This is a genomic window from Shewanella sp. VK101 (genome assembly GCF_056497865.1).
In genome coordinates this window covers 2,863,788-2,876,828 of record NZ_CM151402.1, presented here as the reverse complement: position 1 = coordinate 2,876,828, position 13,041 = coordinate 2,863,788, and the positions used below count along the sequence as shown (strand labels likewise).

The 13,041-nt window shown below is 56.7% G+C and carries 12 protein-coding genes; 6 read left to right on the top strand and 6 right to left on the bottom strand.

Translation table 11 applies throughout. From position 1 onward, the window contains the following. Positions 1–558 precede the first annotated feature (558 nt). Genes trpA through ACSHSR_RS12890 form a run of 6 tightly spaced genes read right to left on the bottom strand, consistent with a single transcriptional unit; the run spans position 559 to position 7,271 of the window. Positions 559–1,362: a tryptophan synthase subunit alpha gene (gene trpA, locus ACSHSR_RS12915; RefSeq protein ID WP_479630813.1), complete on the bottom strand. Its 804-nt coding sequence runs from the start codon at positions 1,360–1,362 to the stop codon at positions 559–561. Next, complete coding sequence (gene trpB / locus ACSHSR_RS12910) at positions 1,359–2,600, bottom strand: tryptophan synthase subunit beta (protein ID WP_144132122.1); 1,242 nt, start codon at positions 2,598–2,600, stop codon at positions 1,359–1,361. The genes trpA and trpB overlap by 4 nt, the downstream gene beginning before the upstream one ends. Positions 2,601–2,658: 58 nt before the next feature. Continuing rightward, positions 2,659–4,047 (bottom strand): bifunctional indole-3-glycerol-phosphate synthase TrpC/phosphoribosylanthranilate isomerase TrpF, encoded by a 1,389-nt coding sequence (gene trpCF, locus ACSHSR_RS12905; protein WP_479630812.1) that lies wholly within the window; start codon positions 4,045–4,047, stop codon positions 2,659–2,661. Next, positions 4,044–5,120 carry an anthranilate phosphoribosyltransferase gene (gene trpD, locus ACSHSR_RS12900; RefSeq protein WP_208157656.1) on the bottom strand — a complete coding sequence of 359 codons (1,077 nt, stop codon included), beginning with the start codon at positions 5,118–5,120 and terminating at the stop codon, positions 4,044–4,046. The genes trpCF and trpD overlap by 4 nt, the downstream gene beginning before the upstream one ends. Next, positions 5,113–5,715, bottom strand: coding sequence for an aminodeoxychorismate/anthranilate synthase component II (locus ACSHSR_RS12895; protein WP_208128200.1), 603 nt, complete (start codon positions 5,713–5,715; stop codon positions 5,113–5,115). The genes trpD and ACSHSR_RS12895 overlap by 8 nt, the downstream gene beginning before the upstream one ends. Beyond that, on the bottom strand, positions 5,712–7,271 hold the full coding sequence (locus ACSHSR_RS12890; protein ID WP_335919750.1) for an anthranilate synthase component 1: 1,560 nt from the start codon (positions 7,269–7,271) through the stop codon (positions 5,712–5,714). Before ACSHSR_RS12890 ends, ACSHSR_RS12895 begins: the two co-directional genes overlap by 4 nt. 355 nt (positions 7,272–7,626) lie before the next feature. Here ACSHSR_RS12890 and rnm point away from each other — a divergent pair, with 355 nt between their 5' ends. From rnm to ACSHSR_RS12860, 6 genes are all read left to right on the top strand, one after another. Next, the gene (gene rnm / locus ACSHSR_RS12885; protein WP_115390660.1) at positions 7,627–8,487 is read left to right on the top strand and encodes an RNase RNM; all 861 of its coding nucleotides are present in this window, start codon (positions 7,627–7,629) and stop codon (positions 8,485–8,487) included. After that, complete coding sequence (locus ACSHSR_RS12880) at positions 8,484–9,104, top strand: L-threonylcarbamoyladenylate synthase (protein WP_025010668.1); 621 nt, start codon at positions 8,484–8,486, stop codon at positions 9,102–9,104. The genes rnm and ACSHSR_RS12880 overlap by 4 nt, the downstream gene beginning before the upstream one ends. A 77-nt stretch (positions 9,105–9,181) precedes the next feature. Beyond that, a complete protein-coding gene (locus ACSHSR_RS12875) occupies positions 9,182–9,973 on the top strand; it encodes a segregation and condensation protein A (protein ID WP_025010667.1) in 792 nt (263 codons plus the stop codon). 11 nt (positions 9,974–9,984) lie between these two features. Continuing rightward, entirely contained in the window at positions 9,985–10,575 is a 591-nt protein-coding gene (gene scpB, locus ACSHSR_RS12870; protein WP_025010666.1) for an SMC-Scp complex subunit ScpB, read from the top strand. Then, positions 10,576–11,448 (top strand): 23S rRNA pseudouridine(2605) synthase RluB, encoded by an 873-nt coding sequence (gene rluB, locus ACSHSR_RS12865; RefSeq protein ID WP_025010665.1) that lies wholly within the window; start codon positions 10,576–10,578, stop codon positions 11,446–11,448. It begins immediately after the preceding gene. 295 nt (positions 11,449–11,743) lie between these two features. Then, on the top strand, positions 11,744–12,709 hold the full coding sequence (locus ACSHSR_RS12860; protein WP_096141265.1) for a sialidase family protein: 966 nt from the start codon (positions 11,744–11,746) through the stop codon (positions 12,707–12,709). Positions 12,710–13,041 lie beyond the last annotated feature (332 nt).

Sequence of the window (13,041 nt, the reverse complement as noted above, 5' to 3'; positions counted from 1 at the left end):
TAATCTTATTTGATTCCCCCAACTTTTTGGACTGGCCTATATAGGAAACATCGTCACATAACATTTCACTTTCACAGTTGATTTCTATCTCTATTTTATAACCATCCGTTTCCAGTGTTTATGCCATAGCAGCAGTCGAGAATAGAATAATCGGGAGGTAAAATAGTCTTCTCATACTTGAGTTCCGCTTGGTGTAGTTGGTTGTCAGTCGCGGTTTGATACTGGGCTCCTGAAGCGTATCTGAGTGCTGCGCGGCTCTATCCCAAGCCATTGCCTTAAATACAGCTTTAAAACAGTGCATGAAAATAGTGCATTAAGACAATAGCTACCGCACGGCCGAAAGTCCCTTTCGTCCCTGAAGCCGAGATGATTAGCTTGATACAAGGATCTCGGTTTTACATGCTTCTCATTGCAACCGCATAGAGAATGATTCAAGGGTATCTTGTTACCCTGTGCCAACACAAGTAACAAGCGCAAAGTCATTGTAAGACAAGCATAAAAAAGCCAGGGAATACCCTGGCTGGAGGGTTAAAGAGGGAGGGGCGAATAAGTCCTCTCTTAGCTGGCGTCCTTCATGGCACGGGTAAAGTCGGCCAGAGTGCTCAATAGCATATCGGGCGCATTTTGGTGTTGCTCAATGATCCTGACCACAGCAGAGCCAGAAATGGCACCGGCGGCGCCGGCGGCAATTGCGGCGCTGACCTGAGCCGGCTCGGCAATACCGAACCCCAACAGTGGAGGCGGCGCATCGAAGGCTTTGAGCTTGGCCAGTATCTCATCCACCGGCATACCTGCCTTATTGTCGGCGCCTGTTACCCCGGCGCGGGACAGCAGATAGGTGTAGCCTTCAGCGGCTTCACTCACCGCCTTGAGGGTATCATCATCGGCATTGGGTGGCGCAATAAAGATAGGCGCTATGGCATGGGCCTTGGCGGCTTCTATAAAAGGTGCGGCTTCCTCAACCGGCACGTCGGCTATCAGCACTGAATCCACCCCGGCCTCGGCGGCGTGGCGATAGAAGTTGTCAATGCCGTTGGCGTATACCAGATTGGCGTACAACAGCAGGCCGATAGGCAACTCGGGATAACGGCTGCGTACCTCGGCGATAAGCTCGAAGCACTTGGCTGGAGTAGTACCTGCCGCCAGCGCCCGCAAGTTGGCGCCCTGGATCACCGGGCCATCGGCCAACGGATCGGAAAAGGGGAAGCCCAGCTCAAGGGCGTCGGCACCATGGGCAATCAGGGTGTCGATAATCTGCAGCGACAGCTCAGGGCCGGGATCGCCCAGTGTCACAAAGGGAACAAAGGCGCCGCGGCCTTCGGCCTGCAATCGGGCAAAAGTGGTTTGATAACGTGTACTCATGCCTGTGACTCCTGTGGCTTATGTGACGGCTCAGATTTGGATGCAGATGCAGCCTGGCGCTCTGCCAGGATATCGGAAACGGTAAATATGTCTTTATCGCCGCGGCCGGAGAGGTTAACCACCAGTATGGTTTCTTCGCGGCACTCTTTGGCAAGCCTGATGGCATAGGCCAGCGCGTGGGCCGACTCCAGCGCCGGAATAATCCCTTCGCAGCGGGCCAGTAACTGGAAGGCCTCCAACGCCTCCTCATCGGTGGCCGACTCATAGGTGGCGCGTCCGGTGGCGTTGAGGTGGGCGTGTTGCGGGCCCACAGAGGGGAAATCCAACCCGGCAGAGATGGAGTAAGATTCTTCTATCTGGCCGTTGCTGTCCTGCATCAAGGGCGCCTTCATGCCAAAAAAGATGCCTGTCTTGCCGTGCCGCAGCGGCGCGCCGTGCATCGGCGTATCTATGCCTTTTCCGGCCGGCTCAACGCCTATGAGGCGCACCGAGGCTTCATCTATGAAGTCGGCAAACATACCTATGGCGTTGGAGCCGCCGCCAACACAGGCAATGACGGCGTCCGGCAGTCGGCCTTCACGCTCAAGGATCTGCGCCTTGGTTTCGGCGCCTATCATGCGCTGGAACTCCCTGACTATGGTGGGGAAGGGGTGAGGTCCGGCGGCGGTACCCAACAGGTAGTGTGCCTTGTCATAGCTGCCGGACCAGTCGCGCATCGCCTCGTTGCAGGCATCTTTGAGAGTGGCAGAGCCTGAGGTGACAGGAATGACCTCGGCGCCCATCAAACGCATGCGGAACACATTAGGGCTTTGGCGCTCCACATCTTTGGCGCCCATGTAAATTTTACACTTAAGGCCCAGCAGGGCGCAGGCCAGGGCGGTGGCCACCCCGTGTTGACCGGCGCCGGTTTCGGCGATGATCTCTTTTTTACCCATGCGCTTGGCCAGCAGCGCCTGCCCCAGCACCTGGTTGGTCTTGTGGGCGCCGCCGTGCAGCAGATCTTCCCGCTTGAGGTAGATTTTCACCTTGTCATTGGGCGACAGGTTACGGGTCAGGGTCAAGGCGGTGGGGCGCCCGGCATAGTTTTTCAAAAGCTCGGTGAACTCGGCCTGAAAGGCGGGATCATTCTGGGCCTCGACAAAGGCACTTTCCAACTGCTTCAGCGCCGGCATCAAAATCTGCGGCACATACATGCCGCCGTATTCCCCGAAATAAGGGTTGAGTTTTAACTCGCTCATACTGCTTTCCTTAGGATACTTGTTGCGCCTGTCTGACAGGCGAATACTGTTGTTCTTGTCAGGCTTTGAGCTGCTTAAACACCGCCTGCAGTGCTGCTCTATCTTTGATGCCTGGGGCGCTTTCCACCCCTGAGTTAAAGTCCAGCCCGAAAAAGCCCTGGGTGGCAGCCAAGGCGGCGTTGTCCGGACTCAGGCCACCGGCAAGCATGGCGCGTTCACGCTGGGCAAGCCCTTGTTGCCAATCGAAATTTTTGCCGGTACCACCAAAGCTGTCGCCGCTTTTACTGTCATAGAGATAGCGGTCGGCGCCTTCCGGCAAGGTCGGCAGCTCGCCGCCGTCGACATTGACCGGGACAGCCTTCCAGATCTCGGCCTGGTGCCCATTTTGCTCAAGCAGCTGCTTGAGCTTGGCAATATCTTCGCTTGATTCACTGCCATGAAGCTGTAGCGCGCTCAGTTTCAGTTCATTGGCCAGCTCGGCCATCTTAGCCGGTGATTCATTGACAAATACCCCTACCATTGCCAGTTTACGCGGCTGCTCGGCGTTATAACGGCACAGCTCGGCGGCGTGGGCGCGGCTGACACAACGGGGGGACTTGGCGGCGAAGATCAGGCCGCCATAGACGGCACCGGATTTTGCCACATCCAGCAGATCCTGCTCCCGGGTCAGGCCACACACCTTGTTGTTGCCATAGATAAGGCGGCGACAGGCCAGATCCAAATCGGCCTCGGCCATCAGCGAGCTGCCCACCAAAAAGCCGTCGACCAGCGGGCTGAGGCGGCGTACATCCTCACGGCTGTAGATCCCGGATTCGCTGATGATCAGTGTCCCCTCGGGGATCTTGGGGGCTAAGTATTCTGTCATCGCCAGATCTGTACTCAGATCCCTGAGGTTGCGGTTGTTGATGCCAATAATCGGCGCACCCAGAGCCAGCGCCCGCTTGAGTTCTTCCTCGTTGGAGACCTCGGTGAGGGTGTCGAGGGCATATTGCTCGGCTTCGCTCGCCAGCAATTGATATTGTTCATCGCTGAGTACCGACAGCATCAGCAAGATGGCATCGGCGCCCTGATGGGCCGCCAACTTAACCTGATAAGGCGAAACAAAAAAATCTTTGCACAATACCGGCTGTTTGATTCTGGCTCGCACCTTGGGTAGATAGCGAAAGTCACCCTGAAAGAAGGCCTCGTCTGTCAGTACCGACACCGCGGAAGCGTAGCGGCTGTAAACATCGGCAATGGCAACCGGATCGAAGTCTTTGCGGATAAGCCCTTTGGAGGGGCTGGCCTTCTTGCATTCCAGAATAAAGCCGGCGCCTTTTGCACTGAGTGCCTGATACAGGCTGCGATCCGACGTCTTGGGCGTCAGGCTCTCTTCGGGAAAACGCAGCTTGAGGGCTTCAATATGCTGCTGCTTGGTGGCGACGATACGCTCAAGCACGTTACTCATGATATGGCTCCTGCCTTGCTGGGTTGTGGTGAGTTGGCGTCATTGTTTTCAGTCTGGGTTTGGTGGGCCTTGTCTGCCAGGGCGTTGAGTTTGGCGCAGGCGCGGCCATCATCCAGGGTGGCCAGTGCCAGTTGGGTGGCCCGTTTGAGATTGTCTGCCTTGCCAGCGAGATAGAGCACGCAGGCGGCATTGATGGCTACGGCGTGACGTTGGGCGGCGCTGCCTTTACCGGCGAACAGCGCTTGGGTAATAAGGGCGTTTTCTGCCGGGGTGCCGCCTTCCAGCTCGGCCAGCGTCGCTTGGGGCACGCCAAAGTCTGCCGGGGTGAGGCGATATTCCACTATCTCTGCACCCTTGAGTTCGGCCACCTGGGTCTCGCCGTGCAGCGCCACTTCATCTAGGCCGCTGCCGTGAACGACCATGGCGCCTTTGACGCCAAGGGCCCGCAACACTTCGGCGATGGGGCGAACCAAGCTCGGGCTGTAGACCCCAAGCAGCATATAGTCGGGGCGAGCCGGATTAATCAGCGGGCCGAGTACATTGAACAGGGTGCGGGTCTTGAGCGCTTGGCGTACAGGTACAGCATGCCGCACTCCACCATGGTAATGGGGCGCAAATAGAAAACACAGGCCGTTGTCTGCAAGGTGTTTGGCGGCGCACTCGGGCGACATGGTCAAGTCTATGCCGAACTGTGCCAGCAGATCGGAAGAGCCCGACTTACTGGACACTCCGCGGTTGCCGTGTTTGGCAACATTGACTCCGGCCGCGGCGGCAACAAAGGCGGCCGTGGTAGAGATATTGATGGTGTTGTGGCCGTCACCGCCGGTGCCGACAATATCCACTACCCTTTGACATTGGTGCGGAAACGGCTTGGCCGCGGCCAGCAGAGCATCGGCGGCGCCGCTGATCTCGTCTATGGTTTCGCCCTTGAGCTTGAGCGCGATCAGCATGGCCGCCATCTGGCTTTCACTGAGCTTGCCGTCGATAAGTTCGGCAAACAGGCTGGCGGCCTGGCTACGGCTTAAAGACTCGCCCCGGTACAGGCTGTCGAACAGAGGTTGCAGTTCAGTCATGGCAGGTTTCCTCGCGGCTCATGGTCAGGTATTGCAGTGTTTGCACCAGCAAGGTGCTGCCAAGGGTGGTGAGAATCGATTCGGGGTGGAACTGGAAGCCGACTGCGGCATCACAGCGATGGCTGATGGCCATAGGCATGCCTTCTGTCGTGGCAATCACCTCCAGGCAGTCGGGCACCTTGGTTGCCACCAGTGAATGATAGCGGGCCACAGGCAAGGGAGATGGCAGGTTGGCAAACAGGCCATCGCAGTTGTGCTCGACCGGGCTGGCCTTACCGTGTACCACTTGGGGGGCACGCTCAACCTTGCCGCCGTAATGTTCAACCAGGGCCTGGTGACCAAGGCAGATACCGAGAATCGGCAGTTTGCCGGCCAGCAGCGCAATAAGTTCCATCATGCAACCGGCTTCTCCGGGGGCGCCCGGGCCGGGAGACAGAATAAGCGCCGCCTGCCCCGGCTCCGCCAGCATCCGCTCGGCGAGCGACTGAGCACTGACATTATTGCGATACACCAGCACTTCAAAGCCCAGGCTGCGGAACTGATCCACCAGGTTGTAGGTGAAGGAGTCGAAGTTATCCAATAGATAGAGTTTCACAGGCCACCTCCCATCTTGATTGCACTGATCACTGCCTGCGCCTTTTGCGCGGTTTCGTCGGCCTCGGCCTGGGGATCTGAATCATAGACCACTCCGGCCCCGGCCTGGATGTGCGCCATGCCTTCGCTGACGAAGGCAGAGCGGATCACTATGCAGGTGTCCATATCGCCAAGGGCGTTGAGATAACCTACGGCGCCGCCATAGCTGCCGCGGCGCTGCTGCTCGGTTTCACGAATGAGTTGGGCGGCGCGCACCTTGGGGGCGCCCACCAGGGTGCCCATGTTCATGCAGGCCTGATAGGCGTGCAGGGCGTCGAGATCTTCCCTAAGCTGCCCGGTTACCCGGCTGACCAGATGCATCACATGGGAGTATCTGTCTACCTTCAGCAGTTCGGCCACTTTACGGCTGCCGCTCTGGCTGATGCGGGCGATATCGTTGCGGGCCAAGTCCACCAACATGATGTGCTCCGACAACTCTTTCTTGTCCAGTCTTAGCTCCAGCTCTATTCGGCTGTCGAGATCGAAATCTATCTCGCCATCTGGGGTCTTGCCGCGTTTGCGGGTACCGGCGATGGGGTAAACCTCAACCTGATTGCCCTTGGCTTCATACTTGAGGGCGCTTTCCGGAGAGGCGCCAAACAGGGTGAAGTCGGCGCTGCGCAGGTAAAACATATAGGGGCTGGGGTTGGTCAGTCTCAGTGCCCTATAGGCGCCCAGAGTATTGGGGCAGGGCAGGCTGAAACTGCGTGATGGCACAACCTGAAAGATATCACCGGCGCAGATATGCTCCTTGAGGCGGCTCACCTGGCGGCAAAAATCGGCGTCACTGATATTGACGCTGGCCTCGGCATGTACGCCGCTTAAAGGGGCAACATCTTCCAGCAGCTGGCAGTTGGTTTCTATGGCATCCAGTCTGGCGCCAAGCTCGGCCTGCACCTCGCTGTTACCATTAAACTCCATCACCACGGCTTCGGCGCAGCCCTTTTGGTGATCTACTGTTATCAGGGTTTCAGCCAGATAAAACAGATAGTCGGGGCAGTGGTTGGCGCCCTGGCTTACGCTTGGCAGCGGCTCTGTGCTGGCGATAAGGTCGTACCCCAAAACGCCGCCCAGAAATCCGGTTTCAAACTGGCTCTCTTTTTCATCAATCAGACCCTGCTGCAGTAATCTCAGGCCATCGAGCGGCGAGCCTGCCTTGAGTCTGGCATCTTCATCCAGCTCGGCAGTGATCGGGCGCAGCACGACCTTGAGGCTCTGCTGCTCCAGGCTGACCTCACCGCGCGAGTTAAAGAAGTCGTGAATCGCGGGCAGCAGTCCGGCGCCGTTGTCTGTCAAAGCCTCGAAGCTCAAGGTCGACCCGTCACAGCGAATGGCCAGCGCCGCGTGGCTGAGGATAATGCTTTTCAGGTGATCCTTGCTGTCGATTTCGGCCGACTCCAGCAACATGCTGTGAGGCTTGTCCCGCGTCAGTTGCTGATACAGTTTCAGGGGATCGTCGTAATAGGGCAGTGACCGCGTCTGGCGGTGTACTCTGGCGATTGGCTCGATTCTGTTCATCTGTCCTTCCTGTTGTTCCGCTGTTTAGCCTGGCTGCGGGGTTTTCCTGACCGTTAAGCACAAAAAAGCCCGCAATCTCTTGCGGGCTCTTTGTTGAATTTGGCTGCGTTATTTTCAATCGTGCACAGCGCTTCACACTACCCGCGTTAAGGGAAGTGCCACCACCAGATGATGTTGAGTGAAGCGTTGAAGTGTGTCATTGAAAATTTGTCCTCTCGACGTTTGACCTATAGAAAAACCCAGCTGCCCGCCAATGTCAATTGAATATTTTTAATTTATGCAAATTTCTGCCAATTTGCCGTCGCCCAGCGGAGATAAATCGCATTTTGCCAACAAAACCAAGTACAATAGCGCTATGATAACTGAAAATACTTTGGCCGATCTTCACAGCCATACCACAGCCTCAGATGGCCAACTGACACCGTCTTTGCTGCTCGAGCGCGCCCTGGAAAAGGGGGTTGAGCTGCTGGCGATTACCGATCATGACACAGTCGCCGGGCTGGATGAGGCCCATGCCTTCAATGCCGGGCAGAGCGCGCCTTTGACCCTGGTGGACGGGGTTGAGATCTCTACCCGTTGGCACGCCTATGATATTCATATCGTGGCGCTGGATATCGACCGCCACGACGAAAACCTGCTTGTCTTTCTCGAGCGTCAACGTGAGCTCAGGGAAGAGCGGGCTCGCGAGATAGGCGCAAGGCTTGAAAAGGCCGGTATTCCAGGGGCTTACGAAGGCACCAGGGCGCTCGCCGGTGATGCGGCGCTGAGCCGTGGCCATTACGCCCGTTTCCTGGCCGAGCAGGGGTACGCGCCGGATAGCGCCAGCGTATTCAAGAAGTTTCTCGGCCGCGGCAAGACGGGCTATGTGCCCAACAACTGGGGCGAGATGGCGACGGCCATAGAGGTGATCCACAACGCAGGTGGAGTGGCCGTGTTGGCCCACCCCAGTGGCTATCAACTGTCGGCCAAGTGGCTCAAACGCCTGGTGCGCGAATTCAAAGCCGCCGGTGGTGATGCCATGGAGGTGGTGCTCGGGCAGCAAACCACAGACGACAGAAATAATTTAGGGGCGCTGGCCACTCTCAACGGCCTCTACGCCTCGGTGGGATCCGATTTCCACTTTCCCGGCCGCTGGCTGGAACTGGGCAAGAATCTGTATCGGCCCCAGGGATTGAACTGGGTCTGGCAATGCAAGCAATGGACAATAACTAAATGAGTCAATTTTTCTACGTACATGAGGTGAATCCTCAAACCCGTCTGATAAGCCAGGCGGTGAGCATTCTGAAAAGCGGCGGGGTCATAGTTTACCCCACAGATTCCGGCTATGCGCTGGGTTGTATGATTGGCGATAAAGACGCCATGAGCCGTATCGCCAGAATTCGCCAGATAGACAATGATCATAACTTTTCGCTGATGTGCCGCGACTTATCTGAGCTGTCGACCTATGCCAGAGTCGATAATCAGGCGTTTCGCATTCTGAAGAACAACACGCCGGGTTGTTACACCTTCATCTTCAAGGCCACCAAAGAGGTGCCAAGAAGGCTGCAGAATGAAAAGAAACGCACCATAGGCATTCGGGTACCGAACAATGTTATCGCCCTGGCGCTGCTGGAAGCTCTGGGTGAACCCTTGATGTCCACCAGTCTTATTCTGCCCGGCAACGACTTTACCGAGTCGGATCCCGAGCATATCCGCGATATTCTCGAACATCAGGTAGATGCCATTCTCCACGGCGGTTACCTGGGCGAAAAGCCCACCACAGTGATAGACATGTCTGAAGGCGAAATGGTCATAGTCCGTGAAGGCAGTGGCGATATCAGCCCATTTCTTTAACCGCTCAATAAAGGTATAATCGCGCGTTTGGTCGGCCTATGCCGCCTTAAGGATGCTGCCAGAGGAGAGAAAACGGCTTGAGTGAAGGCGTTCAACAGAGTCTGCCGCTTGCCGTAGTGCGGGGTGAGGCGCTTAGAGAGCTGCCTGCCGATCTCTTTATTCCTCCCGAGGCGCTTGAGGTGTTTCTTGAGGCGTTTGAAGGGCCGCTCGACTTGCTTTTGTACCTGATCCGCAAGCAAAAAATGGATGTGGTAGACCTGCCCATCCACAGGATCACCGCCCAGTATCTTGAGTATATCGAGCTGCTGCAGGGCGCCAGGGTAGAGCTGGCGGCCGACTATCTGGTGATGGCGGCAACATTGGCGGAAATCAAGTCGCGTTTGCTGTTGCCAAGGCCGGAGCTGGAAGCCGAGGAAGAGGAAGACCCCAGAGCCGTACTGATCCGCCAACTCAAGGCTTATGAAGCCATCAAAGAGGCGGCGGTGCGGCTGGATGAACTGCCCCGGCTCGAGCGGGATGTATTCCAGGCCAAGGCGGGCAAGGCGCCGGATATCAAGCCCTTGCTGGTGCCGCCGGATGTGTCTTTGGCCGAACTGGCCCGGGCCTTTGGCGAGGTACTCAAGCGGGTGGAAGCCGGCACTTCTCACCAGGTGCAGCGCGAGCAGCTCTCTACCCGGGAGCGGATGAGCCAAATTCTGGCCATGCTCTCCAGTGAGCATTACACCCCTTTTGAAGCCCTGTTCAAGGTGGAAGAGGGGCGCGCCGGAGTGGTGGTCAGCTTTCTGGCGTTGATGGAATTGGTAAAGGAACTGCTGGTGGAACTGATCCAGGCCGAACCTTTATCGCGAATTTATCTCAAGGCGTACTGACGGGAGCCGACTTGGCGAAGATTAACGACCTTCAACTGAAACAACTGATCGAAGCCAGCCTGTTTGTGCTGGCCAAGCCCATGACCTTGAAGGCTCTGAGAGAAACCGTGCTGGCCGATTTCAGTGTCTCCCGCGAGCGTATTCGCGCCGCGGTGGATGAATTGACCCTGGATTATCAGGAGCGCGGAGTACAACTGGTCAAGGTCGCCGGCGGTTATCGGTTTCAGACCCGCGACAGCCTCAGCCCCTTGCTGCAACCTCTGTGGCAGGAGCAGGCGCCCAAGTATTCCAGGGCAACATTGGAAACCCTGGCGGTTATCGCCTACCGTCAGCCTGTGACCCGCGGCGAAATTGAGCTGGTCAGAGGGGTGGCTGTCGGCAGCCAGATTATCAAGAATTTAACAGACAGACGCTGGATCCGCGTTGTGGGACACAAAGAGGTGCCGGGAAGGCCTTCGTTATACGCCACCACTACAGAGTTTCTGGCTTACTTCGGTCTGGACAGCATAGCGGATCTGCCGCCTCTGTCTGACGCCGAATCATTAGAGGCGGTATTTTCGGGGATGAAAACACCGCCGGAACCCTTAGAAGAGTCAACTTGAATGAGCGAAAAATTGCAGAAAGTCTTGGCCCGTGCAGGCCATGGCTCCCGTCGTGAGATGGAGGCATGGATTGCTGCAGGTCGCGTGAGTATTGACGGAGAAATCGCCAAACTGGGTGATCGCATCGAAGCCGACGCCAAGGTACGTATCGATGGCCGTGCGGTATCGTTGAAATCTGCCGATGATGTGATCTGCCGGGTACTGGCCTACCACAAGCCGGAAGGGGAGATCTGCTCGCGCAAAGATCCCGAAGGCCGGCCCACAGTATTCGATCGTCTGCCCCGCACCCGAGACAGCCGCTGGGTTGCAGTGGGACGTTTGGATATCAACACCTCGGGTTTGTTGCTGTTCACCTCAGACGGTGAACTGGCCAACCGCCTGATGCACCCCTCCAATGAAGTGGAGCGTGAGTACGCCGTGCGTACCTTCGGTGAAGTGCCGGAAGCGGCGCTGCAGCGTTTGCGCAGCGGCGTTATGCTGGAAGATGGCCCGGCTCAGTTTGACCACATCAAGGCCGCCGGTGGCGAAGGCATCAACCAATGGTGGCACGTTACCCTGCGCGAAGGGCGTAACCGTGAAGTGCGTCGTCTGTGGGAATCCCAGGAAGTGCAGGTGAGCCGCCTTATTCGGGTGCGTTACGGCATGATAGAACTGCCCAAGAGCCTGCCCCGTGGCGGCTGGGTCGAACTGCCGCTGGAGCAGGTCAACTACCTGCGCCAATTGGCGGGCATGGATCCGGAAACTCGCTCTATGCTGGGCGCCGACAAACACAGCGTGGCCCGTAACAAGGTACGCAGTGCCAAGGTGCGCCGCGCCGTGCGTAAACACAAGACGGCGGCGGGCAAGCCCAAGCCGACCCGGCAGCGCAGCTGATGCCGCCAAGGCCTTATCGGCAGTGTGTTATAGCTTGTCGATAGCCTATCTAATCCCATCTAAAGATGTGATTCCAATGCAATGAAAGGTCGCCGCGGCGGCCTTTTTTGTTACTGTTTTTCTAAGCTTTTTGCACTGTTTCTCGCTGCTTTTTTGCATAGTTTTTGTCGTCGTTTTTGCCATAGCTTTTCGCCAAAGTTTTTTGCCATCACTTTTTACCGTAAAAAGTCCACTTACCTTGGCGCAGTTAAGTAATGGTATAAGATAAAGGAACAGCAACTCAGGGAGCCAAGGCATGCAGCTGATCTCACACACAAAAATTTGGGACCAAGGCGAACACAACGCCTTTTGCGATCTATGCCGCTGGCAGGGAGCGCTCTACTGCGTCTTTCGGGAGGGCCAAGCCCATGTGTCTGATGATGGTGCGCTGAGAGTGCTTAAATCCACCGACGATGGCCAAAGCTGGCAGGCCGCGGCGCTTATTCAAAGCGAGCTTGGCGATCTGCGTGACGGCAAACTGCTCGCCCATGCCGGCCGTTTATGGCTTTTTGGCGCAGCCTCCAAACATGGCAAGGCGCCGCTGCAGTCCTTGATGTGGCACTCGCTGGATGGCATCAACTGGTCGGCGCCCGAAAAAGTCGCCGATACCGGATACTGGCTCTGGCGGGTGACCGAGGCCGAAGATGGCCTCTACGGCGTGGGCTATCGCCCAGGCGCCGATGGTGATGTCAGGCTCTATCGCAGTGAGCGCTTGCAAGCATCACAATCCGGCACGCTGCAATTTACGCCCTGGGTTGCCCCCTTGCAAAATGACGGCTATGTCAACGAATCATCACTGCTGTTTCGGGGCGGCGAGCAGACTCGCTCTGCTCAAACCTCTTCAGATACAGAAGTGCTTTGCCTGCTTAGGCGCGATCCTGTGTGGGACGCACAAGAAACCGGGCTGCTCGGCAAGGCCAAGGCACCTTTCAAAATCTGGCACTGGCAGCCGCTCAGTTGCCGTATCGGTGGCCCGGTGGCCTTTTTCTATAACGACCGCCTGCTGGCCGTGGTGCGCCTCTATGACAATAAGGTGCGCACCTCGCTGGTGGAAATCGATAGTGCTACAGCCAAGGTCACCGAGCTCTTAACCCTGCCATCCGGCGGCGATACCAGCTACGCCGGTATCGAGCTGGACGGCGATGAACTCAAGCTGGTGTACTACTCAAGCCATGAGGGCAAAACCGCCATCTATTTCGCCCGTATCGGGCTTAAAGGCTAAAGTACCAGCAACAATACCTGTCTGCTCGACACCAGCCAGCGTGACTAGATTAGGCCCAATAACAAGGAAAGTTGTTTCGGATTGCAAAGCCAGTCAATTCTGTTGCAAAAATCAGCCAAATCAGGGTTTTGTGGCCTTTGTCAAAAACTTGACCTTTGGCTAATTGTTTTAACATTCAGTACTAGGTATTGTATAACCAATTCAACCGCTTAGCTTTAGCGCTTCCTTAAGCTCAGCGGCTCAAAGTCGGCGGCAGTGGTATTTTTCCGTTTTCAGCGGAATTCAGGGACGAACAGAGTTTGGAGCCGTGCGGTAGCTGTGGGTTTTGTGCG